19 protein-coding genes and 1 pseudogene are annotated in these 23,076 nt (G+C 73.5%); 11 read left to right on the forward strand and 9 right to left on the reverse strand.

The annotated features are described in order from the left end of the window. The first annotated feature begins 13 nt into the window (after nt 1-13). Nucleotides 14-1,303 (forward strand): cyanophycinase, encoded by a 1,290-nt coding sequence (locus ACZ68P_RS27315; protein ID WP_471010685.1) that lies wholly within the window; start codon nt 14-16, stop codon nt 1,301-1,303. Nucleotides 1,304-1,385: 82 nt separating this feature from the next. On the opposite strand, the gene ACZ68P_RS27320 is transcribed toward ACZ68P_RS27315, so the two are convergent. From ACZ68P_RS27320 to ACZ68P_RS27335, 4 genes and pseudogenes are all read right to left on the reverse strand, one after another. Further along, nucleotides 1,386-2,264: a MurR/RpiR family transcriptional regulator gene (locus ACZ68P_RS27320; RefSeq protein WP_471010687.1), complete on the reverse strand. Its 879-nt coding sequence runs from the start codon at nt 2,262-2,264 to the stop codon at nt 1,386-1,388. 199 nt (nt 2,265-2,463) lie between these two features. After that, a complete protein-coding gene (locus ACZ68P_RS27325) occupies nt 2,464-3,138 on the reverse strand; it encodes an adenosylcobinamide amidohydrolase (protein ID WP_471010689.1) in 675 nt (224 codons plus the stop codon). After that, entirely contained in the window at nt 3,029-3,532 is a 504-nt protein-coding gene (locus tag ACZ68P_RS27330; RefSeq protein WP_471010691.1) for a peptidoglycan-binding domain-containing protein, read from the reverse strand. Before ACZ68P_RS27330 ends, ACZ68P_RS27325 begins: the two co-directional genes overlap by 110 nt. Nucleotides 3,533-4,304: 772 nt before the next feature. Further along, nucleotides 4,305-4,561, reverse strand: a pseudogene (locus ACZ68P_RS27335) (helix-turn-helix domain-containing protein); the annotation flags it as partial. Here ACZ68P_RS27335 and ACZ68P_RS27340 point away from each other — a divergent pair. After that, complete coding sequence (locus ACZ68P_RS27340) at nt 4,504-4,671, forward strand: hypothetical protein (RefSeq protein WP_471010693.1); 168 nt, start codon at nt 4,504-4,506, stop codon at nt 4,669-4,671. The pseudogene ACZ68P_RS27335 and the gene ACZ68P_RS27340 sit on opposite strands and share 58 nt — an antisense overlap. A gap of 156 nt (nt 4,672-4,827) precedes the next feature. Here the strand turns inward: ACZ68P_RS27340 and ACZ68P_RS27345 are convergent, their stop codons facing one another. Continuing rightward, the gene (locus tag ACZ68P_RS27345; protein ID WP_471010694.1) at nt 4,828-7,071 is read right to left on the reverse strand and encodes a LuxR C-terminal-related transcriptional regulator; all 2,244 of its coding nucleotides are present in this window, start codon (nt 7,069-7,071) and stop codon (nt 4,828-4,830) included. A gap of 193 nt (nt 7,072-7,264) precedes the next feature. Here ACZ68P_RS27345 and ACZ68P_RS27350 point away from each other — a divergent pair, with 193 nt between their 5' ends. Both ACZ68P_RS27350 and ACZ68P_RS27355 read left to right on the forward strand, forming a co-directional pair. Next, entirely contained in the window at nt 7,265-7,942 is a 678-nt protein-coding gene (locus tag ACZ68P_RS27350; protein WP_471010697.1) for an esterase/lipase family protein, read from the forward strand. Between the two features lie 481 nt (nt 7,943-8,423). Further along, complete coding sequence (locus tag ACZ68P_RS27355; protein ID WP_471010699.1) at nt 8,424-8,738, forward strand: hypothetical protein; 315 nt, start codon at nt 8,424-8,426, stop codon at nt 8,736-8,738. 433 nt (nt 8,739-9,171) lie between these two features. On the opposite strand, the gene ACZ68P_RS27360 is transcribed toward ACZ68P_RS27355, so the two are convergent. Beyond that, nucleotides 9,172-9,414 (reverse strand): DUF6332 family protein, encoded by a 243-nt coding sequence (locus ACZ68P_RS27360; RefSeq protein ID WP_471010700.1) that lies wholly within the window; start codon nt 9,412-9,414, stop codon nt 9,172-9,174. 103 nt (nt 9,415-9,517) lie between these two features. Further along, on the reverse strand, nt 9,518-10,924 hold the full coding sequence (locus ACZ68P_RS27365; RefSeq protein WP_471010703.1) for an AMP-binding protein: 1,407 nt from the start codon (nt 10,922-10,924) through the stop codon (nt 9,518-9,520). An 817-nt stretch (nt 10,925-11,741) separates the two neighbouring features. Here ACZ68P_RS27365 and ACZ68P_RS27370 point away from each other — a divergent pair. After that, nucleotides 11,742-12,101 carry a MerR family transcriptional regulator gene (locus ACZ68P_RS27370; RefSeq protein WP_471010705.1) on the forward strand — a complete coding sequence of 120 codons (360 nt, stop codon included), beginning with the start codon at nt 11,742-11,744 and terminating at the stop codon, nt 12,099-12,101. A 119-nt stretch (nt 12,102-12,220) separates the two neighbouring features. Here ACZ68P_RS27370 and ACZ68P_RS27375 read toward each other — a convergent pair whose 3' ends face one another. Next, nucleotides 12,221-12,961 carry an NIPSNAP family protein gene (locus ACZ68P_RS27375; protein ID WP_471010707.1) on the reverse strand — a complete coding sequence of 247 codons (741 nt, stop codon included), beginning with the start codon at nt 12,959-12,961 and terminating at the stop codon, nt 12,221-12,223. A 148-nt stretch (nt 12,962-13,109) separates the two neighbouring features. On the opposite strand from ACZ68P_RS27375, the gene ACZ68P_RS27380 reads away from it, so the two are divergent. From ACZ68P_RS27380 to ACZ68P_RS27405, 6 genes are all read left to right on the forward strand, one after another. After that, on the forward strand, nt 13,110-14,474 hold the full coding sequence (locus ACZ68P_RS27380; protein WP_471010710.1) for a helix-turn-helix transcriptional regulator: 1,365 nt from the start codon (nt 13,110-13,112) through the stop codon (nt 14,472-14,474). Between the two features lie 477 nt (nt 14,475-14,951). Then, entirely contained in the window at nt 14,952-15,254 is a 303-nt protein-coding gene (locus ACZ68P_RS27385) for a hypothetical protein (RefSeq protein WP_471010712.1), read from the forward strand. Between the two features lie 186 nt (nt 15,255-15,440). Then, a complete protein-coding gene (gene lanKC, locus ACZ68P_RS27390) occupies nt 15,441-18,119 on the forward strand; it encodes a class III lanthionine synthetase LanKC (RefSeq protein WP_471010713.1) in 2,679 nt (892 codons plus the stop codon). Next, entirely contained in the window at nt 18,116-18,244 is a 129-nt protein-coding gene (gene ramS, locus ACZ68P_RS27395) for a mycelium formation morphogenetic lantipeptide SapB (protein ID WP_015037662.1), read from the forward strand. Before lanKC ends, ramS begins: the two co-directional genes overlap by 4 nt. Before the next feature lie 192 nt (nt 18,245-18,436). Then, complete coding sequence (locus tag ACZ68P_RS27400; RefSeq protein WP_471010715.1) at nt 18,437-20,419, forward strand: ATP-binding cassette domain-containing protein; 1,983 nt, start codon at nt 18,437-18,439, stop codon at nt 20,417-20,419. Then, the gene (locus ACZ68P_RS27405) at nt 20,416-22,317 is read left to right on the forward strand and encodes an ATP-binding cassette domain-containing protein (protein WP_471010718.1); all 1,902 of its coding nucleotides are present in this window, start codon (nt 20,416-20,418) and stop codon (nt 22,315-22,317) included. Before ACZ68P_RS27400 ends, ACZ68P_RS27405 begins: the two co-directional genes overlap by 4 nt. Nucleotides 22,318-22,352: 35 nt before the next feature. On the opposite strand, the gene ACZ68P_RS27410 is transcribed toward ACZ68P_RS27405, so the two are convergent. Then, nucleotides 22,353-22,973: a helix-turn-helix transcriptional regulator gene (locus tag ACZ68P_RS27410; protein ID WP_471010721.1), complete on the reverse strand. Its 621-nt coding sequence runs from the start codon at nt 22,971-22,973 to the stop codon at nt 22,353-22,355. Nucleotides 22,974-23,076: the final 103 nt, after the last annotated feature.

Raw genomic sequence — 23,076 nt, forward strand, 5'->3', positions numbered from 1 at the left:
CAACGGAGGCACCATGCGCGTCCCTTCCGCACCCGCACGCCGCACCGTCCTCGCCGGCGCCCTCGCCGTATCCCTCCTCTCGGTCTCCTCCTCCGCCCTCGCCGACACCCCGAAAGCCCGGACCCAGGCGGGGTCCCTCGTCCTGATCGGCGGAGCCCTCAAGGAGAGCAACACCCAGGTCTACGGCGAGATCATCAAGCGGGCCGGCGGCCCCGGCTCCCGCATCGGGATCATCACGGCCGCCTCCGTACCCGAGAGCCAGGACCCCCACGCCGGCGACCCCGAGCGGTGCAGCAACTCCGCCTGCAACGGCGCCTACTACGCCGACGTGTTCAAGCGGCACGGCGCCGCGGACGCCCAGTGGATCCCCCTCGACATCGACCACGTCGCCCACGCCGACTCGGACGCCGTCGTCGCTCAGGTCAACTCCATGACCGGCTTCTTCTTCGGCGGCGGCGACCAGTACCGGTACGTCACCACCCTGCTGCGCGGTGACGCGCACCGGGACTCCAAGGTCCTGGCCGCCATCCGCGCCAAGCTCGCCCGAGGCGCCGTCGTCGCGGGGTCCTCCGCGGGCGCCCAGATCGCCTCCGGCCCCGACATGGTCACTGGCGGAGAGTCGTACGAAGGGCTCAGGGACGGCAGCGCACCCGGCTACTTCGACGACGCGACGCGCCTCGGCTACCTCCCCGAGGGCGGCTTCGGCTTCCTCCGGTCGGGGCTCGTCGACACCCACACCGGCGCCTACGGACGCGAGGGCCGGGCGCTGCGCCTCGCCTCCGACACCGGCCACGACCGCGTCTACGCCCTGGAGGAGAACACCGCCCTCGTCGTCGACCGGCCGGGCAGCGCCCGTGAGCACCTCAGCGTCCTCGGGCCGAACGGCGTCGCCGTCCTGGACCTGCGCGACGCCCGCGCGTACGACTCCGAGGGCGGCTGGTCCCTGCGCCGGGCCCGGTACAGCTACCTCACGGACGGGGACCAGTACGACGCACGCACCTGGACGCCGCGCGTCCACCCGGCCAAGCAGCCCCTGGGCCCCGTCGGCACGGCGCCCGTGCCCGCCAACAATGACGTCTTCCACTCCGCCGCCAACCCCGACGGCGCCCCGTACGCCTTCCGGACCACCGCGCGGGCGCTCGCCTCGACGCGCGCGCAGAACAGCGCGACCGCGACCACGTTCGAGAGCGGGCCGCGGTTCACCGTGACGTTCACCAAGGGGCGGGGATTCGCCGCCTTCACCGGCGACGGCACGGACGCCTGTACGCTCCTCTCCCTGCGCATCGACATCGCGCCGCGCTGATCGGCCGAACGACACGGAGCCGGCCCCAGGACGGGGGTCGGCTCCTTTAGCGTCGTCGAACGGACCGCGGCGCGCGGTCCGTTCACAGCAGGCCGGTGCGCCGGGCGACCCTCTCCGCTTCCTTCATGCGCTCGTGGCCGCTGCCGCCGATCCGGTCGAGGACGGTGGCGACGAGCGCCTCGACGACCGCCAGGGCCGGTACGAGGCTGTCGTAGGGGGAGTCCGAGGAGACCTGGGTGATGAGGACGACGTCCGCGTGGGCGGCGGCGGGGGAGAGCCACGGGTCGGTGAACACGATGACCTTGCCGCCCCGCTCCCGGGCCAGTTCGGCGATCAGCGTCTTGTCGGCCTCGTAACGCCGGTAGTCGAACAGCACGGTGACGTCGCGTCGGGCGAGCTGCGTGAGGAAGGAGGTCCGCTCCACGTCCTTGTGCGGCAGGAGGCTCACCTGGTCGCGGAACTGCATCAGGTGCAGGCCCAGGTACTCGGCCATCAGGTGCGTGAACCGTCCGCCCGCCACGTGCACGCGGCGGCGCGGGTCGGAGAGGAGGCCGACGGCGTCCTCGAACTCGTGGGCGGCCACCTCGTCGAAGGTCTGGGCGACGGCCTGCCGCACGAGCGACGAGCGCTCGCCGAGCCGGGTGGCGGCGGCGTCCTGCGGAGCCTCCGTCCGCTCGTGCTGCGACGTCCCGGCGGCCGTGTAGAGCGTGATCGGCGAGGCGTTGCGGGCGTCGAGTTCGGAGCGGAGAGCGGCCTGGAGGTCGGGAAAGCCCCGGTAGCCCAGCCGGGAGGCGCACCTCAGCACTGTGGGTGCCGAGACGCCCGCCCGCTCCGCGATCGTGGCGACCGTCTCGAAGACCGCGGCCGGATACCCCGCCAGCAGCACCCGCGCGACCTTGCGCTCCGCGGGACTCAGCTCTCCGAGCCGACTGCGGATCTCGTCGGCCAGCGTGGGGCTCATGGCTTTCCCTTCTGCGGCGTGGGATCACCAGGGCGGACGGCAGCCGTCGATGCCGCGTCCTCCGGCTTGCCACGTTCCAGATCAGCGAGTTTCAGGGATCGAATGTACCGCCTATTACGGAATCTGTCCCACGGGGGCGTGTGGCTCCCCGCCCACGATTCATGTTTCAACCGGTATGCGCCGTGGCCGTATCTGTACGTCAGAAGCGGGCCGCGTCCCGTACGGCTCCGTGGACGGCGCGGGCCACCCGGGCGCCCCACAGCGAGCGGGGCCCCGCGAAGGCGTGCAGCTCCTCGCCGGGGACAGGGGTCCGGGCGGCGACGCACACGGCGTCCGTCGGCGTGCCGGAGCAGTCGTGGCCCGCGTCGAGCAGCGCCTGCACCTTCGCCTCGGTGGCCGTGGCCACGGCGTTGACCAGCGCCGCGTCGGTCAGCGTCACCGGCAGTGCCACCACGATGTTGATCGTGCCGGGCGCCATCGCGAGGGCGGTGCCCTCCTGGGCGGCGGCCGCCCAGCCCTTGACCCCCAGGCCCGCCGTGGCGACGGCCTCCACGCCGCCGTCGCGGGCGTGACCGTACGCCCGGACGTCCGCGGCCGTCATCAGTCCCACCCCCGGCCCGCGGACGCCGGCCTCGCGGGCCAGCTCGGCGAGGTGGCGGTCCGGGTCGGCGCGCCGGTAGCCGTGCGCCACCTGCGCGTTGAGTATCCAGGAGCGTTCCCCGATGCCCCCGCCGAGCACGGCGCTGCTGATCATCCGCCAGCCGTCACCGACCCGCCACAGCAGGCCGTGCAGCCGCTCCCCGTTTTCCAGGCGCGTGAGTGCCCGCAGGGGCGGCAGGCCGTGGGGCGGACGGGGCGGCGGGTTGCTGCTCACGGGGCGGGCACTCCTTGCGGGGACGGAACCCGCTGATCGTACGCACTCCGTACGAAGGCGGGACGGCCCGGTCGACCGGCGCCCGTGCCGCGTTCCGTCGGAGACAACGCGACGGTGTCCCGCACGGAATCACCGCGCGGGACACCGTCGCGCCCCCCATGCGTGCCTCGCTGTAGGCGAACGTCGCCCTCCACGTGGCGGGTCCGACGACGCCGTCCACCGTCAGGCCCCTGCTCGACTGGAAGCTGTGGCAGGCCGCGTCGGAGCCCGGGCCGTACTGTCCGTCCACGGTGAGGGCGTAGCCGTGCGCGCTGTTCGTGCCGTAGGTAGCCGTGTACACAGGCCAGGTGGCTGTAGGCGTTGTCCGACCAGGCGTTGCGGTCCATGTGGCCATTCTGGATGCCCCGCACGTGCGCGGCGCAGTCGGCGTGGCTGGCCTCGGCGACCATGCCGCCGTACGCCTCGGCGACGTCGTCCGCGGTGGCCGGGGCCGGGACGCCGTGCGTCAGGTACGAGGTGAACGCCGCCTTGGCCTCCTGGTAGAGCGCGTTTGGGCCCCCGACCAGGTCGCCGAGATCAGCGCAGACACCGCGATCGACGGCGGCGCGTGGAGGCACCCGCTGCGCTTCGTACCACTGCCTCGGGCCGCCCTCGTCGTGAACGTCGTCCAGCTCTCGGCAGGATCCGGGGGGCCGCGCCGGGGAAGTAGGCTTCGGCGTTCTCGGCGATCTTCCCGAACTCGGCGCAGATAGCGGGAAGCCGCGACCTGATGAGCGCCTCTCCGTCCGAAGACCGCTGCGCCTCCGGCCCCAGAGCCAGGAGCCTGTCGAGGTTCTTGCCGTGGCGGACCATCAGCTCCCGGCCACCCAGGCCGTACCACGCCTCTGCCTTCGACCTTGCCGTTGGTCTGCGGCCTGTAGGCCCGGGTGAGTTTGCCGGTGGCGCCGAGGTCGGCGAGCGCGTTCTTCCAGGCCAGGCCGTTGCGGTAGGCCCAGGCGTTGTCGGTCAGGACCCGTTCGATGCGGTCGATGCCCTGGCTGTGGAAGAAGGCGGCCGCGCGGGTCAGGAAGGCCGCGCAGGTCGCGACCTTCTTAGCCCACGCCGCGGATCGGGCGGCCGGCCTGTCGGCCGTTGGTCTTGTGGTCGCCGCCGTCGGGGATCCGACGGGTCAGGATCCGGTGCACGGTCGAGGCGGGCAGGCCCAGGATCGGGCCGATCCGATCCGGGCCGGGCCGGGCTTGCGGCTTCGCCGCAGTTCGCAGACCCGGGCTTCGACCGCGGCCGCTGTCCGGTGCGGCGTCGTGCGAGGCCGGCTGGAGCGGTCGTGCAGACCCGCCTCGCCCTCGGCCCGCCACCGGCGCATCCATGTGTGGGCCGTGGCCCGTCTCCGGAACCTGGCTGCGTGTGCTGGCCCTCCAGGCCGCGCGGACCCTCACTGTGAGCGTCCACCTCGAATGGCCCAGCGGCATCGTGACCCTCCACTCCAACTACGGGGACGTGTTCTTCCACCCCGCCCCGCCCCGCTGCGTCTGAACCCTCGGTGGTCCACCCCGCTGCCGCGCCACCCAGCACCATGGTGGACGGGCTCGGAGGGGCCGTGGTGTTCCGTCAGAACCGCACTCCATAGGCTTCCCAAGCTGTAGCGCGCGGTTCGATTCCCGTCATCCGCTCATATCGCAAAGCTGCAGGTCAAAAACCTGGAGCTTCGTCGTTGTCCAGACCCCTGAGAGTGCCTGCCGTGCCCTGTGCCTCGACAAGGCGCGCGAGTTCCACCCTCGACGAGATGCCGAGGCGGGCGTAGGTGCTGCGAAGGTGGTGGTCGATCGTGCGGGGACTGAGGACCATCCGGATCGCGATCTCGCGATTCGTCGCACCGTCTGCCACCATCCTGGCGATCAGGGTCTGTTGAGCGGTGAGCGCGCCGAGGGCCGCTGCTGCCGGGAGGCGGGCGGACCGGGCCGTATCGCCGAGTGCGCGCAGCTCCGCCTCCGCATGACTCGCGCCGGGCCGGGCCCCGAACTGCTCGAACGCCTGGAGTGCCGCACGCAGCCGGTCCCGCGCCTCCGTGGTTCGCCGCATCCGTCGGAGGGCGATGCCGTACAGCAACTCGGTCCGTGCGCGTTCGAGGTGACGGCCATCAGCGTCGTGCAGGTCCAGGGCGTCACGGTAGTGGGCGAGGGCCTCCCCGCCGGAGGCGAGCAGCGCTCGGCAGCGGGCCGCGAGGGCCAGATGCCCCGGGCTGGCGACGGTGTCCGCCCAGCGTGTGTAGCCGACGGCCGCCGCGGCCGCGGCGGCCGGTTCGCCGGCGCGGACGGCGGCCTCCACGTAGTGCGGGGTGGAGAGCAGCCGAATCGCCGGATGTCCGTGCCCGGGGCCGAGACGGGCCAGGGTGCGCAGCTGGGAGGCGGCCTCGGCGGGGCGGCCCTGCGCGAGGTCGAGGTAGGCGAGCGCCCAGAGGCTGAGCGCCGTAGCGAGCCCGATGCCGTGCTCGGCGGCGTACGTCCGGGCCTGCCGGGCGCGGTCCCGACACGTGGTGGTGTCGCCTTGGAGCGCGGCCAACAGGGCGAGGCCGGCCAGGATGTGGCAGGCGACGTTGTCCTGGCCGGTCCCGCGGGCGAGGCGGTGCGCGTCGACCGCGGTGGCCGTGGCGGCGCCGAGGCGCCCGTTCCACGCCTCGGCGTACGCGCGGAACTCCAGCAGCCGGGGCAGGGCGGCGTGTTCGCCTTGGGCGCGGGCGGCGGACTCGGCCCGGTGCGCCACAGCCAGGGCGAGGCCGTCGTCGCCGAGGTAGAGCGCGGCCAGCGCCGCGTGCACCAGCACGGTGGGGTCGTCGCCGTACCGGGCGAGGGACACGGCTTCACGGAGCCGGACGGCGGCTTCGGCGTAGCTGCCACGTACGGCAGAGGCGACCCCGGTGAGTCCGGCGATCAGGGCGCGGGCGGCGGGAGCGGACGGTGGCGGGCTCTTCCGGGCGAGGACCGCGGCCTGGTGGCAGCGGTGCAGGTCGCCGGTGTAGTGGCCGACTTCGGCTGCGTACGCGAGGGCGTACGCGGCGGTCGCCGGGGCGGCGAAGGCTGAGCCGGCAGGCGTACCGCCGGTCGCCGAACGCCCCGCGCCGGTCTCGGCGTATGCCCCCCGCACGCCGGCGAAAGCCGAGGTCGCCGCCTCTGCAAGGTCGTCGTAGGCATCGGGGGCATGCCCGGAGCGCAAGGTGACCAGGCCGCGCAGGAGCCGCACGCGGGGATCCGTACCGGGAGCCGTGCGTTCCGCGGCGGCGAGGAGGCAGCGTGCCCGGTCGGGCAGGCCGCCGTGCCAGGCGTGGAGGGCGGCACGGGCTAGGGCGGCATGGCGGACGGCGGTGTCGGGGGTGAGGAGCGCTGAGCGTTCCGCGTGGTGGGCAGCGGTCGCCGGGTCGGGGGCGGGTGCGCCGGCAAGGGCGCGGGAGAGGCGGCTGCTCGGGCCGAGGGAGGCGCAGGCACGATGCCAGTTCCACGGGCCGGGCTCGGCCCTCGGGTCGAGGACGAGCGCCAGCGACCGGTGGGCGAGACGTCGCTCCTCGGGTCCGGCGCTGTCGTACACCACGTCCCGCAGCAGCGGGTCGGCGAAGACGAGACCGGCGGCGGTGAAGCGGATGAGGCCGGCCTCCTTGGCGGGATCGAGGTCCGTGGGCTCGTGCCCGGCGGCGACCACCGCGCGGTCGAACGCCCAGCTCTCCACGGGGTGCTGGTCGGCGGCGGCGAGCAGCAGCAGTCGGCGCGTGGCGGTCGGCAGCTGGGCGAGGCGGGCGCGGTGCTGTTCCGTGGCCACCAGCCGGAGGGTCAGCGGATCCGGCAGCGGGTCGAGGCCGGCGCGTTGACGCGTGGTGAGGGCGGCGGTGAACTCGGCTGCCGCGCGCGCGTCGCCGTACACCGCGAGCCGGATGCGAACGCTCACGCCGTCCTGTGACAGCCCCGGGGCGCAGTCACCCGAGTGTTGTCCCTTCGCACCCGCGCTGCGTGGCCCCACTGGCATGTCTCGTAACGCTAGAGCCAAGTTACCGGCGTGTAAAGACTGGTGAAACAGCCGATGGCCGTGGCGTCGCGCCGCCCTCACCCTGGGGCTCCCCCAGTAAGTGAGAGGAACGCCGATGCGACGATTCCCCCGTGCGCTCTCCGCCGCCGCGTCCTGTGCCGCGGTGGCGGCCGTTTTGCTGCCTGCGGCCCCGGCCCAGGCGGCCGTGCCCGATCCGGTTCTGTTCGTCCACGGATACAAGGGCGGCGCGTGGAACTTCAACGAGATGGTCTCCGACTTCAAGGCGTCCGGCTGGCCGGCCGACCGGCTGTACGCGATGTCGTACAACCCGTTCCAGTCGAACGAGACGACCGCCGTGCAGATCCGCGATCAGGTCAACGCTCTGCGCGCCCGCACTGGCGCGGCGAAGGTGGACGTCGTCACCCACTCGATGGGCGGCCTGGGCTCGCGCTGGTACGTGAAGTTCCTCGGCGGCACCTCGTACGTGGACGACTGGGTGTCCCTGGGCGGCCCGAACCACGGCACGAACGCGGCGCAGGTCTGCGACTGGGCGCTCGCGTCGTGCAAGGAGATGGCGACGGGCAGCACCTTCCTGACCGCGCTCAACAGCGGCGACGAGACGCCCGGGGCCGTCAACTACGGGACCTTCTGGTCCACGTGCGACGAGTTGATCAATCCGGACTCGAGCACGGTCCTGTCCGGCGCGAGCAACACCAACGTGGGGTGTGTGGAGCACGCGTGGCTGTTGGTCAGCGAGAACGTCTCGCAGTTGACGCGGAACTTCGTCAGATGACGCGAGCCATCACCGGGTGAGCCCCGGAGGCGGAGGGCTGCCGCTCCAGGGCCGTCCTCCGCCGCCTAAGTGCCCCGGGCCGGGACCAGGTCACGCTCCGTCTCGTGCGAACGACCGGTGAACGGGCGACGGCGTCCCGTCGCGCACCCGCTCCCATGCCACCGGCGAGGTTGAAGAGGTTGCGCTGGGCAGCGGCGTGACAGTCCGCGGGTTGTCAGGCGGCGCCGATAGGGGGCTTTGGCGCAGGGTGAGGCGGTGATCGCGCAGAACACCCCGAGGTGGCCGGCGTGATGAAGACGGCCGTTCTTCACCCAGTGGCGGGTGATGCTGGGCTTTTGCCTGAGGCCCGGGTGAGGGGCGAGGCGCCGGCGTATGCCTTCAGTCCGCAAGCGTAGGCGAACCGCTGTCGGTCGTCGCACCGATCTCGGCGAGCACGCACCGACCTCGGGCAGCAGGACCGCCGAGTGCGACACACACCGTCATGGGCCTGACGGGAGTCAACTCCTCTACGACCTGGACGCTCACCGCGGCCGCCGACGGCAACAACAACAAGGTCAACACCGACGTTCACCACGCCGAGTTGGTGTACTTCGCCGGCGGCGACCAGTGCCGATACGCCGCCTGGAAGGGAACCCCTCTCGAAGCCTCCGTGGAGCCCGTCGTGGCCAAGGGAGGCGGTTCGGGAGGTGGCAGCGCGGGCCATCACATCAACGGCCCTGTCGTGTACGGCGCCTGCAACGGCAGCGTCGCAAGCGGTGTGTCCCCGACGCCAGTCTCTACAACGGCACGCCCGTGACCAGTTGCGAAAGCCAGGGCGGGAGCACGTTGGTGGAGAGCGAGCCCAACGACACCCGGGACACGGCCGACGACGCCACGGTTCTGTCTTCACCCGGCTCCCTCGCCGGCACTTCGTCGGTGCCGGCGCCGTCGTTGACGGAGCACTCCAGGGTGCCGCCGGCCGAGTCCAGGAGGAGGCATCGGCGTCGTACTCGGCAGGGACGGCGCAGTTCAAGGCGGCGGTCACGCCTGTGGCCAGGTGGACCTTGAAGTCGTCGCGGTCGCTCGTCGACTTCATGACGCCCTCACCTTCACGAGAACCGCCTCAGGGACCGGCATGTACTACGCCGACGTAGAGGCCTACATCGGCAGCGGGAGCGCCACGTACACCTGCACGCTGACCAGGAGCTGACGAAAGCGCCGGGTCTTGCGCGTGGCCGTGCGCACGGCTCCTACCGGCGTCGTTCGTGGCGCCAGAGGACATGGACGACGCGCATCACCGCGAGCACTCCGGCGAGCCAGGATCCGGAGACCACGAGGAACCGCTCGAAGGCGGGAGGGAGGTGCCAGACAGCGGCCGGTCCGGCGATCGTGCCGAAGACGACCGCGCCGAGGAAGCACGCGCTCAGCAGCGCGTAGCCGATCTCGACCGGGATCGCGTCTCGTTCCGCCTGGCTACGGCGCCGTGTCGTCATAGGGGCACCCTCGCACACGCGCAGGCCGGCTCATGCCCCAATGCGGCCCGACCACCGTCCGGCTGCTCCCGGTGCGGCCCCGAGCGCGGGACCGTCGAGCCCGTCACCGGTCAGATGGCACCTCGTCGCCGGGCCGCAGGGGGCCGTCCGCGAGGTGACCGGTCACCACCAGGCCGCCGTCTGCGGTGCGATACGCCAGGGTGCCCGTGCGGAGGTAGCCGTCGGTGGTGAAGCGGCGGGCGTTGTGGGCGGGTGCACGGTAGTAGCCGCGCGGGGTATACGGGCCCCGGGCGAGGAGTTCGCCGGCTTCCCCGGCGGGCAGGTCCTCGCCGTCGGCGTCGACGATGCGGATCTCGTCGTCGGGGGAGAGCGGGCGGCCGTGCGCGGCGAGCGGGGGACCTTCCGGGCCGGCGGGCGGGGTGAACACGAGCAGCCCCTCCGCGACGCCGACGACCCGCTGCAGGCGGCGGCCCGCTCCGGGGCCCGTTCGTCCGAGGGGTTCCCGGTGCCGCGACCGTCCGACCGGCGTGTCGTCGATCTGTACGAGACGCAGGCTGCTCACGTCGGCCTGCGCCGCGGGCAGCGCGTCGAGCCACAGCTCGGCGACGGCGGGTCCCACCGTCGCGATCGTCACCCGCTCTCGTTCGATGAGCGGGAAGCACGCGGCGGGTTCCGGGGCGTCGACCAGGACGACGGTGCCTCCGACGGAGAGCGTGCCGAGGATGCCGGGGCAGCCGAGGGCGACGTTGCTCTCGGGCGGCAGCGCCGCCAGATACACGTCGTTCCCGGTCGACGCCACCAGCTCGGCGGCGGCACGCATCTGATAGGCGTAGTCGTTGTGGGTCCGAGGAACGAGCAGGGGTACGGGGCTCCGGCTCGTACCGGCCGAGAGCAGCATGAACGCCACGTTGTCGGCGCTCAGCGCAAGGTCCCGCTCGGGCGGGGCGTCGATGGAACCCAGCGGAAAGTGGTGGCATCCCGACGGGTCGATCGTGAATCCGCCGTACGGGGAGGCCGTGCCCGGCGCCTCGTAGGTGAACACCCGCCGCAGGAAGGGCCCGCCGGCCGCGATGCCCGCCGCCATCGCCGTGTGGTCGAAGCCCTGGTACGTCGACGGACCGACGTAGCCGACGGCCTGGGTGAGCCGCACGAGGTCGGCCACCTCGTGCGCCGGCAGCGGGAGCGGGCAGAACACGGGCACCGCGCCGGCCCGCATCAGCGCGAACACCGTGACGACGAACTCGGGGACGTTCGGCAGCTGGACGACGACGCGTTGCCCGGGCCGGAGGGCCAGCAGCCGGAAGCCGGCGGCCATGCGGCCCACGCGCCGGTCCAGGGCCGCGTACGTGAGCCGTGTGGCACCGTGCACCAGGGCGGTCCGCGGCCCGTACTCCACGGCCCAGCCGCGCAGCAGGTTGTCCAGCGTGTTCCCGCGCCAGTGGCCTGCGGCCCAGTAGCGGTCGACGAACTCCTCGGGCCAGGGCGTGCAGCCGTCGAGCATCGGTGTCATGAGCTTCCTTCTGTACCGGTGAAGGGCCGGGCCGCCATGACCGTGACCTTTCCCCAGTCCAACCCGCCCGCGCCGTCGCACACAATGTGCTGTCCCCACCAGGGAAGCCGGCTCCCCTCGGCGGAACCACCAAGGGCCGCCGCCGCACGGGTTGTCGGGTTTGCCGCTCGCGTCAGCGCCTGGTGGACAGGCGGCGTGCGGTGGCTCGGCGCCGTACCCGCCGAGGTCGCGCCGATGCTCGGCCACGGGTGGCAGGCGCCTCCTCCGGCCGGCCGCACCTCCCGGCACGCCGCCGGGCCTCCGCGGCCGCTCCGCCCCCGTCTGCCACGCGCGAACGACCTGGGCCGCGCCCGCACCGCCGTCATCGGAGGTCCGCGAGCGCGGCGGGTACGTCTGCCTCCGTGTACGGAAATCTATGCTCGCGAGAGTAGACATTGAGTGGCGGTGTGGATATGGTTTCTCACGTAGCCCAGTCAAGAGGGGCCCGGCAGAGACGAACTGCCGGGCAGCAGTACCCGCAGTCGCAGTACGCAGTACCCGCTTGGTAAGAAGTTGATCACCGAGGAAGAACGGAGGAAGCCACGCCATCAGGATCGCCCGGGCGGATTTCGGAGCCCGGGTACCGCAGGACATCGACAGTGAGGTGGTCTCCGGTCAAGCAACCGCGATCCCCGCGCCCCCGACAGCAGTCCGGTCGAGGCCGCGGAAACAGGAAGCCGGCGCAGTCCCCCGGCCGGCGGATGGTGTAGCAGTTCCTTCGGGGTCCTGGTGCCGTACGGCACCAGGACCCCTCGACGCGTTCCAGAGAGAGGTGCAGATGACAGCAGACGACTCCTACGGCCGTCTCGACGACGACGACTACCCCGCCTACACGATGGGCCGGGCCGCCGACATGCTCGGCACCACACCGAACTTCCTCCGCGCCATCGGCGAGGCCCGCCTCATCACCCCGCTCCGTTCCGAAGGCGGTCACCGCCGCTACTCCCGCTACCAGCTGCGCATGGCGGCCCGCGCCCGCGAACTCGTCGACCAGGGCACCCCCATCGAGGCCGCCTGCCGCATCATCATCCTCGAGGACCAGCTCGAGGAAGCCCAGCGCATCAACGCCGAATACCGCCGCGCCGCCGCGTCGGTGAACGCGACGGCCGAAGAGACGGGTTGTGGTGCCCACGCCTGACGGAGCGCCGCCCTGTCGGCCCCCCGATCGCGTGATCGCGATCGCGTGCAGGCCGGACGATGGGGAAGTCCGCGGCAGCGGGCAGGCAGGCAGGCGGAGGCGGGAGCGAGCGGCACCGCTCAGGTGAGGAGCGATCGGCCCGTGGGCGCCAGCCGCAGGATCCGGGGGGCCGCGACCCGCTCTCGCTCGATGCCCGGCAGGATCTCGTCCCGTGCGCGGGGGTGGGCACGCACCTCGGCGAGATGCCGGAGGTGAGCGTCCTCGTCCGGATACGAGGTGAAGACGGCGGCGACGTTCTCCCCTGTACGGACGGGCAGCCGGGCGAAGGTGTTCTCCGCCGGCTCGGTGGTGAGGGCGGCGAGTGGCGCCGCGCCCGTCTCGCGGAGCACCGGCAGGAGTCCGTCGCGGACCAGTGCGACGCCGTCGGGCCGCCGGGGAGGGAAGGACCAGAGGGTGGCGGACACGAATCGCTCCGGCGCCGGAGCGCCGACCGGCGGCCGCCTCCGTGGTGATGCGGCGAGGGCGCCCCGGTCCGGCAGGGGACGCAGCAGCAGGACGTCGTCGGAGTCGATCATCGTGGCATTGGCCCGGGGGCCGTGCTCGGCCCAGACGGGGCCTCCGTAGAAGGCCGTCAGGGCGCGGTGCCGGGTCGCCATGTCCGGGAATCCGCGCAGCCAGACGAAGCGGTCCGGGTCGTCCAGGTCGCGGAACTGGCCGAGCACCGCCATCCCCGTCTCTTCCTGGGTCTCGACGAACTCCCGGTCGAACAGGTCGACGAGTTCGTCGCGTCGGCCGGGACGCAGGGTGTACTGGCGCAGCTCGATCACGGTGAGGTGGACGGGGGGAACGGCGGGGGACACGGCTGACTCCGGTTCGGTGGGATCCATCAGGTGCGGTGCGGTCCCTCACGTGGGGACGTCCGGCTCCTGGAGTTCCGAGCCGGACCTGGACCGACCGTAGGGCGGGGGTGTGCCAGGGGCTGTCAGGGTTTCCGTGGAGAATGTGATCATGTCTGCCGGTCGGCTCCTCTCGGTGTTGCTGTTGCTGCAGTCCCGCGGCCGCATGCCCGCCCGGGGGATGGCCGACGAGCTGGGCGTGTCCGTGCGGACGGTGTACCGGGACCTGGCACGGCTGGCGGCGGCAGGGGTCCCGGTCTACGCGGAGCCCGGACGACACGGCGGCTACCAGCTCGTGGACGGCTATCGCACCCGCCTGACCGGCATGAGCCCGGGGGAGGCCCGGGCGCTGCTCTTCGCCGGACTGCCCGGCCCCGCCGCCGATCTGGGGCTCGCGGACGAGGTGACGGCAGCACGGCTGAAACTGCTGGCCGCGTTGCCGGCGGAACTGAGCGAGGAGGCGGCGCGGACCGCGGCGGTGTTCCACCTGGACGCCCCGGCCTGGTACCGGGAACCCGAACAGGCGCCGCACCTGTCGCTGTTCGTCGACGCCGTGCTCAGCCGGCACGCGGTGGACGTGCGCTACCGCCGTTGGCGTGCGCCGCGAGAGGTGGGCCGCCGCCTGCGCCCCTATGGCCTGGTACTCAAGTCCGGCGCCTGGTACCTCGTGGCAGCGGCGGAGACCCGGATCGGGACCTACCGGGTCTCGCAGGTCCTCGACGCGGTGCGGAGCGACGAACGCTTCGCCCGGCCGCCGGACTTCGACCTGGGCGCGTACTGGGCCTCGTACCTCGACGATTTCCAGGCACGCCGCTACACCGGCACGGCCACCGTCCGGCTGTCGCCGCGGGGACGCCTTCGCCTGCCGGACAACCTTCCCCCGGCGGTGGTGCGGGCGGTCGAGGCCACCGCGACGTCCGTAGGCGACGACGGATGGGTCGAAGCGGAGATCCCGACCGAGAGCGTCTCGCACGCGTGCGGAGAACTGCTCAGGCTCGGCGGCGACGTCGAGGTCGTCGCGCCGGCGGAACTGCGCCGAGCCATGGCCGAGACGGTCGCCGTCCTCGTCCGGGCGTACGACATCGCCGGGAGGGCGTCCGGAGGGGTTCCGGTCGGGGTGGAGGCGGCGCCGTCGAGTGACGGCCGGGGGGTTCCGGTCGGAGCGGCGGCGAGTGAGGGTCGCCGGGCGGGGCAGTCGAGGGGTGCACCGGGTTCGCAAGCGACTGAGGAGACAGCGATGCAGAGTGCCCCCGAGCCGGAGCTTCCGGACCGTGTTCCGGCGAGTGACGACGCGGTCACGCCGGATCTGCCTCCGGCGGGGACCGGCGCACCGGAGATCCGGGTCCCGAAGACCGGCAGGCCGGAATCCGAGGACCCCGACGAGAACGAGGGGGAACAGGAGGCGGGGGAGGAGCGCGGCGGCGAGGGGACCCCTGCCGGCCCGGGCACGCCCGCACCGCAGGAACCGACCGGTTAGTCCGGGCGGGTCACCCCGCCGGGAGCGGGAGAACCTCATGACCAAGGGCGGGGGCTCATGACCAAGGGCGGGGGCGCCCAGGACGCCCCCGCCTTTGCGCTGTAGCGCCTCGGACATCCCGCCCGTACCCGTGGAGCGCGGGCCGCCCCGCCCTCGTCCCGTGGAATCGGCCCGCTCCGGCCCTGGCCGGGGGAGCCCCGGCCAACCCTGACCGTGTGCTGTCACGCCCCAGCGCCTCCGGACCGTGCCCGAGAAGCCCGGGGCATCCCCGCCCCTGTCCGGCGGCGCCCTCGGTGCCACGCCACGGTGGACCGCCCGACGGGGCGGTCGAGCACCCGCGCCGCTTCGCACCGCCGACTCCCTCTTCGGCCGCCATCTGGGGGCGAGGGACGGCGGGAAGGGTTCTCGTCGGACGTGGAGGGGCACCCGCGTGCGGTGACGTCGAGATCCCCTTCCGACCCTTCCGGGCCACCCGAGATGAGCCCCGACGGGCACCACGTGATCATCGGCGGCCGTCGCTGGCGCGCCACCGACCCGGCCGTCCCGGACGAGGCCGGCGCCCGGCTGCGGCGCCATCTGATGGCGGCACGGCGAGCGGTCGGCGCTGCCCTCCGTGCCGGCGATCCGGAGGCCGAGCGCGACGCCCGGGCCAGGGTGCACACCGCGAAGACGGCGCTGGGAGAGCGCGGTGCGCCGTGGTGGGACCAGACCGACGAGGAGCGGCGGACCCGCTGGGAGGAGGGTCTGGCCGCGCTCGACGCGGGGGAGACGCGGCCGTGAACGTGCCCGGCTGCGAAGCCTCCGGTCCCTCACCGGGCCGAGGAGTCCCCTTTGCTTCCGCAGGCCCCACGCGTGGGGCCTTGGTTACCTGTGCGTACCGCACATACGGAAGGTGACAGCGGCGACTGTCGGGGCCCATGTGAGCCGTGACAACGTCGTGTTCGTCACCGACCGAGGGAGTGCGTTGTGAACAAGGGGTACGCGGTCTTCTGCGACGCCGACCGTCACTTCTACGACGCGCCGCACCGTCTGGTCTTCGCCGACGGGGCGGGCGACTCCCTCTACGGGCCCGCCACGCTCCCCGTACCCGAGGGCTGGAGCGCCCACCGGACCGGTGACTGGCTCGCCCTACGTCCCGTGGACCGCCCCCTCCCGTCGCAGGGCTGGAAGATCCATGTCTCGGCCGGTCTCGACAACGCGGAGAAGGTCCTCGCCACGGTCCGCGACCACTGTCTGGAACACGAGGTGGCCTTCAAGTTCGTACCGAGCCGCTACCTGCTGCACCAGCGCAACGCCAAGTACGCGGACCGCGCGGCGAGCGGCAAGTTCATGACGGTGTACCCGGCGGACGACGAGCAGTGCGAGCGCGTGGCCACCGACCTGGCGCGACTGCTCGACGGCGAGCCCGGCCCTTACATCCTCAGCGACCTGAGGTGGGGCCGCGGCCCCGTGCACCTGCGGTACGGCAGTTTCACCCGGCGGCACTGCTACGACGAGCACGGGGAGCTCCGGCCGGCCATCGAGGACGGCACCGGCACCCTCGTACCCGACCAGCGCGGGCCCGTCTTCCGCGTGCCCGACTGGGTGACTCCGCCTCCCTTCCTGCGCCCGCACCTCGACGCGAGGGCCGCGGTGACCGTCCAGGAGATGCCGTACGAGATCGACAAGGCCCTGCACTTCTCCAACGGCGGCGGCGTGTACGAGGCCCGGCACCGGAAGACCGGCAGGCGGGTCGTGCTGAAGGAGGCGCGCCCGTACGCCGGGCTGGCCGCCGACGGGGCCGACGCCGTGACACGGCTGCACCGCGAACGCGCCGCGCTGGAGCGGCTGTCGGGGCTCGCCTGCACACCGGAGGTCCTCGACAGCTTCACGATCGGCGACCACCACTTCCTGGCCCTCGAATTCGTGGAGGGCAGGCCGCTCAACACCTTCTTCGCCCGCCGGCACCCGCTGATGGAGGCCGATCCGCCGGCGGACCGGCTCGCCGAGTACACCGACTGGGCCCTGCGGATCCATGGACTCGTCGAGCAGGCCGTTGCCGCGGTGCACGCCCGCGGGATCGTCTTCAACGACCTGCACCTCTTCAACATCATGGTGTCCGAGGACGAATCCTCCGTGGTGCTGCTCGACTTCGAGGCGGCCCAGCCGGCCGCGGAGGGCGGCCGGCAGACCGTCGCCAACCCGGCCTTCGTCGCACCCGCCGACCGGCGCGGCTTCGACGTCGACCGCTACGCCCTCGCGTGCCTGAGGATCGCCCTCTTCGTCCCCCTGACCAGCCTGCTCGCCGTGGACCGGGCCAAGGCCGCGCACCTGGCGGAGGTCGCTGCGGCCCAATTCCCCCTGCCGCCCGGCTTCCTCGACGCGGCGGTACGGGAGATCACGCGTGATCCCGTCGGCACCCCGCCCCGCGCCCGTGCACAGGCGCCCGACCGCCCGGCGGGCCGCGCCCGTTTCCTGCCGGAGGAACCGGGGGACTGGCCACGCAGCCGCGACTCGATGGTGCGGGCGATCCTGGCGTCGGCGACGCCCGACCGGGAGGATCGTTTCTTCCCGGGGGACATCGCCCAGTTCGCCACCGCCGGCGGCGGCATGTCCGTCGGATACGGCACGGCGGGAGTCCTCCACGCCCTGCGCGAGAGCGGGGCCGCACGCTGCCCGGCGGCGGAGGACCGGCTTCTGCGGCACGCCAAGCAACCCGAGTCCGGCACCCCACTCGGCTTCTACGACGGATTGACCGGCATCGCCTGGACCCTCCAGCGGCTCGGGCACACGGCGTCCGCCCTCGAACTGGCCGAACTCGTCCTCGACCAGGACCACGACGCGCTCGCCCCCGATCTGCACGGCGGAACGGCCGGAATCGGTCTCGCCCTGGACGCCCTGGCCACCGCCACCGGCGAGACCGGCCTGCACACGGCGGCGCTGCGGTGCGCCGAACTGACGGCCCGCCCCTCCCGGGCGTCCTCCAGGGACGCGCAGGCGCCGCCGGGCCGCGTAAGGACCGGTCTCCTGCACGGCGCGGCAGGCCGGGCCCTGCTGTTCGTACGGCTCTACGAACGCACCCGGGACACCGCGCTCCTCGACCTCGCCGCCGAAGCGCTCCACGACGACCTCACCCGCTGTGTGCGCGGAGCCTCCGGCACCCTCCAGGTCGACGAGGGCTGGCGCACGATGCCGTACCTCGGCGCGGGCAGCGTGGGCATCGGCATGGTGATCGACGACTACCTCCTCCACCGCCGGGACGACGCCCTCGACCGGGCGCGCCGCGAGACCGTGCAGGCGGCGCAGGCCACCTTCTACGCCCAGCCGGGTCTCTTCCGCGGCGCCGCCGGGATGGTGCTCCACCTCGCCCGCACGAACGCCGGAGGGCCGGGCACAGCGCCCGAGGACGTACGCCGCCAGGTCGGCTGCCTGACCTGGCACGCGATGTCCTACGAGGGCCACCTCGCCTTCCCCGGCGAACAGATGATGCGGCTCTCCATGGACCTCGCCACCGGCACCGCGGGCGTCCTGCTGGCCCTCTCGGCAGCGCTGGGCGAACGCCCGGCCCACCTGCCGTTCCTCCCGCCGCTTCCGCGGCCCCAAGAACCGGCCCCGCACCGGGGTCGTACCGCACCACCGTCCCCACACGAAAGGAAACGATCATGAACCTGTTCGACCTGCAGTCGCTGGAGACCCCCAAGGACGAGGCCATCGGCGACGTCGAGACCGGCAGCCGCGCCAGCCTTCTGCTCTGCGGCGACAGCAGCCTCAGCGTGACGACCTGTAACTGACCCCATCCGGCTCCGCGCACGGCGCCGAGGCGTCGGCACGGAGTCACGGTGCCCCTGGAGCGCGGCTCCCGGGGCACCGGCCGTGGGGGCCGAAGGCGGGCGGCCCGGCGAGAAGTTCCTACGCGGCAGCCCCACGCGGCCAGCCCCGCGCGGAGTGCTCGCGACGGGTTCCAGCGAGGAGAGAGGGGTCGGATGGCCTCGCCCACCGGTTCCGACCGGCTGCTCCGCGGCGCCGTACGGCACACCGCGGGCATCACGGCGGTGCTGCTCGCCTGCTCGGTCGCCGGCGCGGCCTGCTCGCTCGCCGTCCCCGCACTCGCCGGCAGGACGCTGGACCTGCTCCTGCGCCGACACCCCGACGCGGGCACGTGGCTCGCGTGGGCGGCCGTCCTGCTCGCCGCGGAAGTCCTGCTGGAGACCGCCGCGGTCCTGCTGACCCAGCTCACCAACGCCCGCGCCACCGCCTGGGTCCGCCTGCGAGCGCTCACCGGCCTGCTCGGCACCGCCCCCCACCGGGCGGCGCCCCACTCCGGCGGCGACGTCGCCGCCCGGCTGTGCGTCAACGCCACCGACACCGGCACCGCCCCGGCGGCTCTCGCGAGCTCGGTGTCGTCCGTCCTCGTCCCGGTCGGCGCCCTCGTGGCGCTGGCGCTGATCGACGCCTGGACGGCCGTCGTCTTCGTGGCCGGCCTCCCGCTGCTCCTGCTGTTGCTGCGCGCGTTCGCCCATCAGTCCTCGGACTCGGTCGGCCGCTACCAGCGGGCGCAGGGCGCCGTCGCCGCCCGGCTGAGCGAAGCGCTGAGCGGCGCCCGTACGATCGCCGCCGCGGACACGGCACGCCGGGAGGAGGAGCGCATCCTCGCCCCGCTGGAGGACATGACCCGGCACGGAACGCGCATGTGGCTCGTCCACGGCCGCGCCGTGGCCCGCAGCGGCGTCCTGCTCCCCCTGCTCACCACGGCGGTCGTGGCGGTGGCGGGGGCCGGGCTGGCGGCGGGGGAGGTCAGCGTCGGCGAACTGCTCGCCGCCTCCCGGTACGCGGCCCTCGCCGCCGGCATCGGAGGCATCGCGGCACCGCTCGGCACCCTGGTCCGCGCCCGCAGCGCGGGCCGCCGCACCGCCGAACTCGCCGATCTCGAACGGATGCCGCACGGCTCCGCCGTCCTGCCGACCGACGGCCCCGGCGACCTGGAGCTGCGGGCCGTGTGGGTGGTGCGCGGCGGAGTCCCGCTGCTCACGGACGTGACGCTCGCGATCGACGGCGGGTCGACGGTCGCGATCGTGGGCCGCTCCGGCGCCGGCAAGTCGACCCTGGCCGCCGTCGCGGGCCGGCTGACCGACCCCGACGAGGGACGCGTCCTCCTGGACGGCGTCGACCTGGCCGGCCTGACCCACGCGGAACTGCGCGGGGCGACCGCCTACGCCTTCGCGCGCCCCGCCTTCGACGGCGCCGCCGCCACGGTCCGTACCGCGCTGGCCGCCGGGACCGGCCCCGCCGCGGGCCCCGCCACGGCTGCGAGGGTCCGCGAGGCGGCGGCGGCCGCGAGCGCCGACAGCTTCATCCGTCTGCTGCCGCTGGGGTACGACACGCCTCTGGACGACGCTCCCCTCTCCGGCGGCGAGGCCCAACGCCTGGGTCTCGCCCGGGCGTTCATGGGTAGGGGTCGGCTGATGATCCTCGACGACGCGACGTCGAGCCTCGACACGGCCACCGAGCGACAGGTGGAGCTCGCCCTCGCCACCTCACTGCGCCCGTGCACCAAGCTCGTCGTGGCCCACCGGGTGTCCACCGCGGCCCGCGCCGACCAGGTGGTCTGGATGGAGGCGGGCCGCGTGCGGCGGTGCGCACCGCACCGCCGGCTGTGGGAGGAGGACCCGGACTACCGCGCGGTTTTCCTGGCCGAGGCACCGCCGCCGCCGTGCGCCCCGCTTCCGCCCGCCGACGCCGGTGTAGGCGGGGAGACGGTCGACGAGGCGCACACGGGTGCGGACACCCTGGCGGGCGCCGGTGCCCATGCCGCTGGGCGGACGGGCGAAGAGGCTCACGCGGGCGCCGACACGCGGGCGTCCGTGGCGGCGGCTTCGGCCGCGCCACCGCCGGCGCCGACGGTGGTCGCTCAGGGCTCCCGCCCCACCGGTCCGACGACCCGCGACGACCCCGGGGCGGGCGAGTGAAAGAGACAGCGGGCAGGGGCCGGAAGACGGGCACGACGACACGGCGGACCGCCGCCGAACCGGGACCGGTCGCCGACGGTACGCCGCCGGTCGCCGCCGAACCGGGGCTGGTCGCCGACGAAACGCCGCCGGCCGCAACCGCACCGGGACCGGCCGCCGCAGAGGCGCGGACCTCCCGGCGCGTCATGGCGTCGGGCCGGGTCTTCCTCGGCCGCCGCAAAGGCGTCCTGGTCAGACTGGCCGCATGGTCCGCCGCCGAGTCCGCGCAGACCTTCCTCGGTGGCTACTGCGTGGCCCGCTCCCTGGACGACGGGTTCCTGCGGGGCGCCCTGGCGACCGGGCTGCTCTGGCTGGCGGGCGCCGCCGTGGCCATCCTTCTCGGCGCTCCGGTCGTCCGCGGCGTCTTCGCCCAACTCCCGCACCTCACCGAACCGCTCCGTGACCACCTCGTACGACGATCGGTCGCGCGCGCCCTGCGCGCGGCCACCGCCCCGGGCGGATCCGTGGACACGACCGCGGTGTCCCGGCTGACGAGTCAGACCGAGATCGCCCGGGACAGCTTCGCCGGACTGGTGCTCGCGGCCCGCTCCTTCGTCTTCGTCGCCGCCGGAGCCCTCGTCGGCCTCCTGTCGCTTGCGCCGCACTTCCTCCTCGTCGTCCTCCCCCCACTCGTTCTGGGCCTCGCCCTGTTCACGGCCTCCCTGCGGCCCCTGGCACGGGCCCAGCACCGCTACCTCGACGCGGACGAGGCCGTGGGACGGCGCGCCGAAATCACCCGCACCGCCCTGCGGGACATCGTCGCCTGCGGCACCCGGGAGCCGACCGCCGCGCACAACCGCCGGGCCGTCGAGGAGGCCGCCGCCGCCCAGCGCGCCATGGCCCGCTGGGCGGCCGCCCGCACGCTCTCCGTGGCGACGGCGGGACAGCTGCCGGTGTTCCTGCTGCTCGCCGCGACGCCGTGGCTCCTGCGCCAAGGCGTCACCGCGGGCGCCCTGGTGGGGGCGCTCACCTACGTCCTCCAGGCGCTGCTGCCGGCCCTGCACACCCTGATGACCGTCCTGGGCGCCGCCGGAGCACGGCTGTTCGTCATCCTCGACCGGCTCACCCGGCCGCTGCCCACACCCCCTCCTCGCCCCGCCACCCCCGCGCCCCCACCCCCCGGCCGTGCGGGCCGCGCGACCGCCGCGCTGGAACTGCGCCACGTCCGGGCCGCGTACGGGCCGGGAGCCCGGGCCGTCCTGGACGACCTGGAACTGACCGTCGAGAACGGCGAGCACATCGCGATCGTCGGCCCCAGCGGCATCGGCAAGTCGACCCTCCTGCACGTCGCGGCAGGACTGCTGACGCCCGAGCGGGGGGACGTACGGCTCTTCGGCCGCCCCGTCGGAGACTGCCGGCCGCCGGAACTCGCGGCGCTGCGCGTGCTGATCCCGCAGGAGGCGTACGTCTTCACGGGCACCCTGCGGGACAACCTCCGGTATCTGCGGCCCGGCGCCTCCCGGTCCGACGTCGAGGAGGCCGTACGCGCCCTCGCGCTGGAACCGCTCGTCGACCGTGTGGGCGGGCTCGACCGTCCCCTGTCCCCTGACGCCCTCTCGCTCGGCGAACGCCAGTTGATCGCCCTGGGGCGCGCCCACCTCTCCGCGGCTCCGCTGCTGCTGCTCGACGAGGCGACCTGCCATGTGGATCCGGTCGCGGAGGCCACGGCCGAACGCGCCCTGCGCGCCCGGCCCGGGACGTCGGTCGTCGTGGCCCACCGGCTGTCGTCCGCGCTCCGAGCGGACCGGATCCTCGTCCTCGACGGCACCCGCGCCCAGCACGGCACGCACGAGGAACTGCTTGCCCGTTCCGCCCTCTACCGCGACCTGGTGGGGCACTGGAACGACGTGCCGGGGTGAGGGGGGCGCGCCCGCGGACTCGTCACGCGGTGCGGTCAGGTCCAGCCGGCGCCCTGGGCGATCCGGATGGCGTCCACCCGGTTGCGCGCGCCGACCTTGCGGATGACGCTCGCCATGTAGTTGCGGACGGTGCCCTTGGACAGGTACAGCGTCGCGGCGATCTCGGCGACCGGCGCCCCGTTGGCGGCCAGCGAGAGAACGCTCAGCTCACGACGGGTCAGAGGCATCTCCGCGGCCTGGAGAAACCCGACGGCGAGCGTGTCGTCGATGAAGCGCTCACCCTTGGCGACCCGCTGCACGGCCTCGAGTAATCGACACTTCGAACCGTTCTTGTCGACGAACCCGGTCGCCCCCGCCGCATGCGCCCGGCGCAGCACTCCGGGCCGCTGCGCGGGGATCAGCGCCAGCAGGGCCGAACCACCCGCCGGCGCCGCCCCCGGTGCCGACGGTGGCACCGAGGCGGTGGCGGGTACGACCGCGGAGGTCGGGAGACACTCGGCGTCCGCGACGTACACGTCCGGCGCCGACGCCACGGACGCCGGCCCCTGAGGCCAGTGGGGCAGCGAGGAAACGGCCAGGACCCCGCTCGACCGCAGCAGGTCCACGAGCGCAGCACGCAGGAGCTGTGCTTCGTAGACCACCGTCACTCTTATCATTCCCACCCCTTCGGTCCTCCGCCATGCGATCGGTGCATGACGCGAGCAGTCACCCCCACCCCCCTGCCCTCGCCTTCCGGACGAGAACGCGGCACCAGGGGCA

Source organism: Streptomyces sp. NPDC036822, assembly GCF_055609145.1.

Coding starts and splice junctions, on each gene's coding strand:
- ACZ68P_RS27400 (WP_471010715.1), top strand. CDS start 18,437: ATGGCCTCGCCCACCGGTTCCGACCGGCTGCTCCGCGGCGCCGTACGG.
- ACZ68P_RS27385 (WP_471010712.1), top strand. CDS start 14,952: ATGAGCCCCGACGGGCACCACGTGATCATCGGCGGCCGTCGCTGGCGC.
- ACZ68P_RS27315 (WP_471010685.1), top strand. CDS start 14: ATGCGCGTCCCTTCCGCACCCGCACGCCGCACCGTCCTCGCCGGCGCC.
- ACZ68P_RS27380 (WP_471010710.1), top strand. CDS start 13,110: ATGTCTGCCGGTCGGCTCCTCTCGGTGTTGCTGTTGCTGCAGTCCCGC.
- ACZ68P_RS27370 (WP_471010705.1), top strand. CDS start 11,742: ATGACAGCAGACGACTCCTACGGCCGTCTCGACGACGACGACTACCCC.
- ramS (WP_015037662.1), top strand. CDS start 18,116: ATGAACCTGTTCGACCTGCAGTCGCTGGAGACCCCCAAGGACGAGGCC.
- ACZ68P_RS27330 (WP_471010691.1), bottom strand. CDS start 3,532: ATGGCCACATGGACCGCAACGCCTGGTCGGACAACGCCTACAGCCACC.
- ACZ68P_RS27365 (WP_471010703.1), bottom strand. CDS start 10,924: ATGACACCGATGCTCGACGGCTGCACGCCCTGGCCCGAGGAGTTCGTC.
- ACZ68P_RS27350 (WP_471010697.1), top strand. CDS start 7,265: ATGCGACGATTCCCCCGTGCGCTCTCCGCCGCCGCGTCCTGTGCCGCG.
- ACZ68P_RS27410 (WP_471010721.1), bottom strand. CDS start 22,973: ATGATAAGAGTGACGGTGGTCTACGAAGCACAGCTCCTGCGTGCTGCG.
- ACZ68P_RS27360 (WP_471010700.1), bottom strand. CDS start 9,414: ATGACGACACGGCGCCGTAGCCAGGCGGAACGAGACGCGATCCCGGTC.
- ACZ68P_RS27340 (WP_471010693.1), top strand. CDS start 4,504: ATGTGTGGGCCGTGGCCCGTCTCCGGAACCTGGCTGCGTGTGCTGGCC.
- ACZ68P_RS27320 (WP_471010687.1), bottom strand. CDS start 2,264: ATGAGCCCCACGCTGGCCGACGAGATCCGCAGTCGGCTCGGAGAGCTG.
- ACZ68P_RS27355 (WP_471010699.1), top strand. CDS start 8,424: ATGGGCCTGACGGGAGTCAACTCCTCTACGACCTGGACGCTCACCGCG.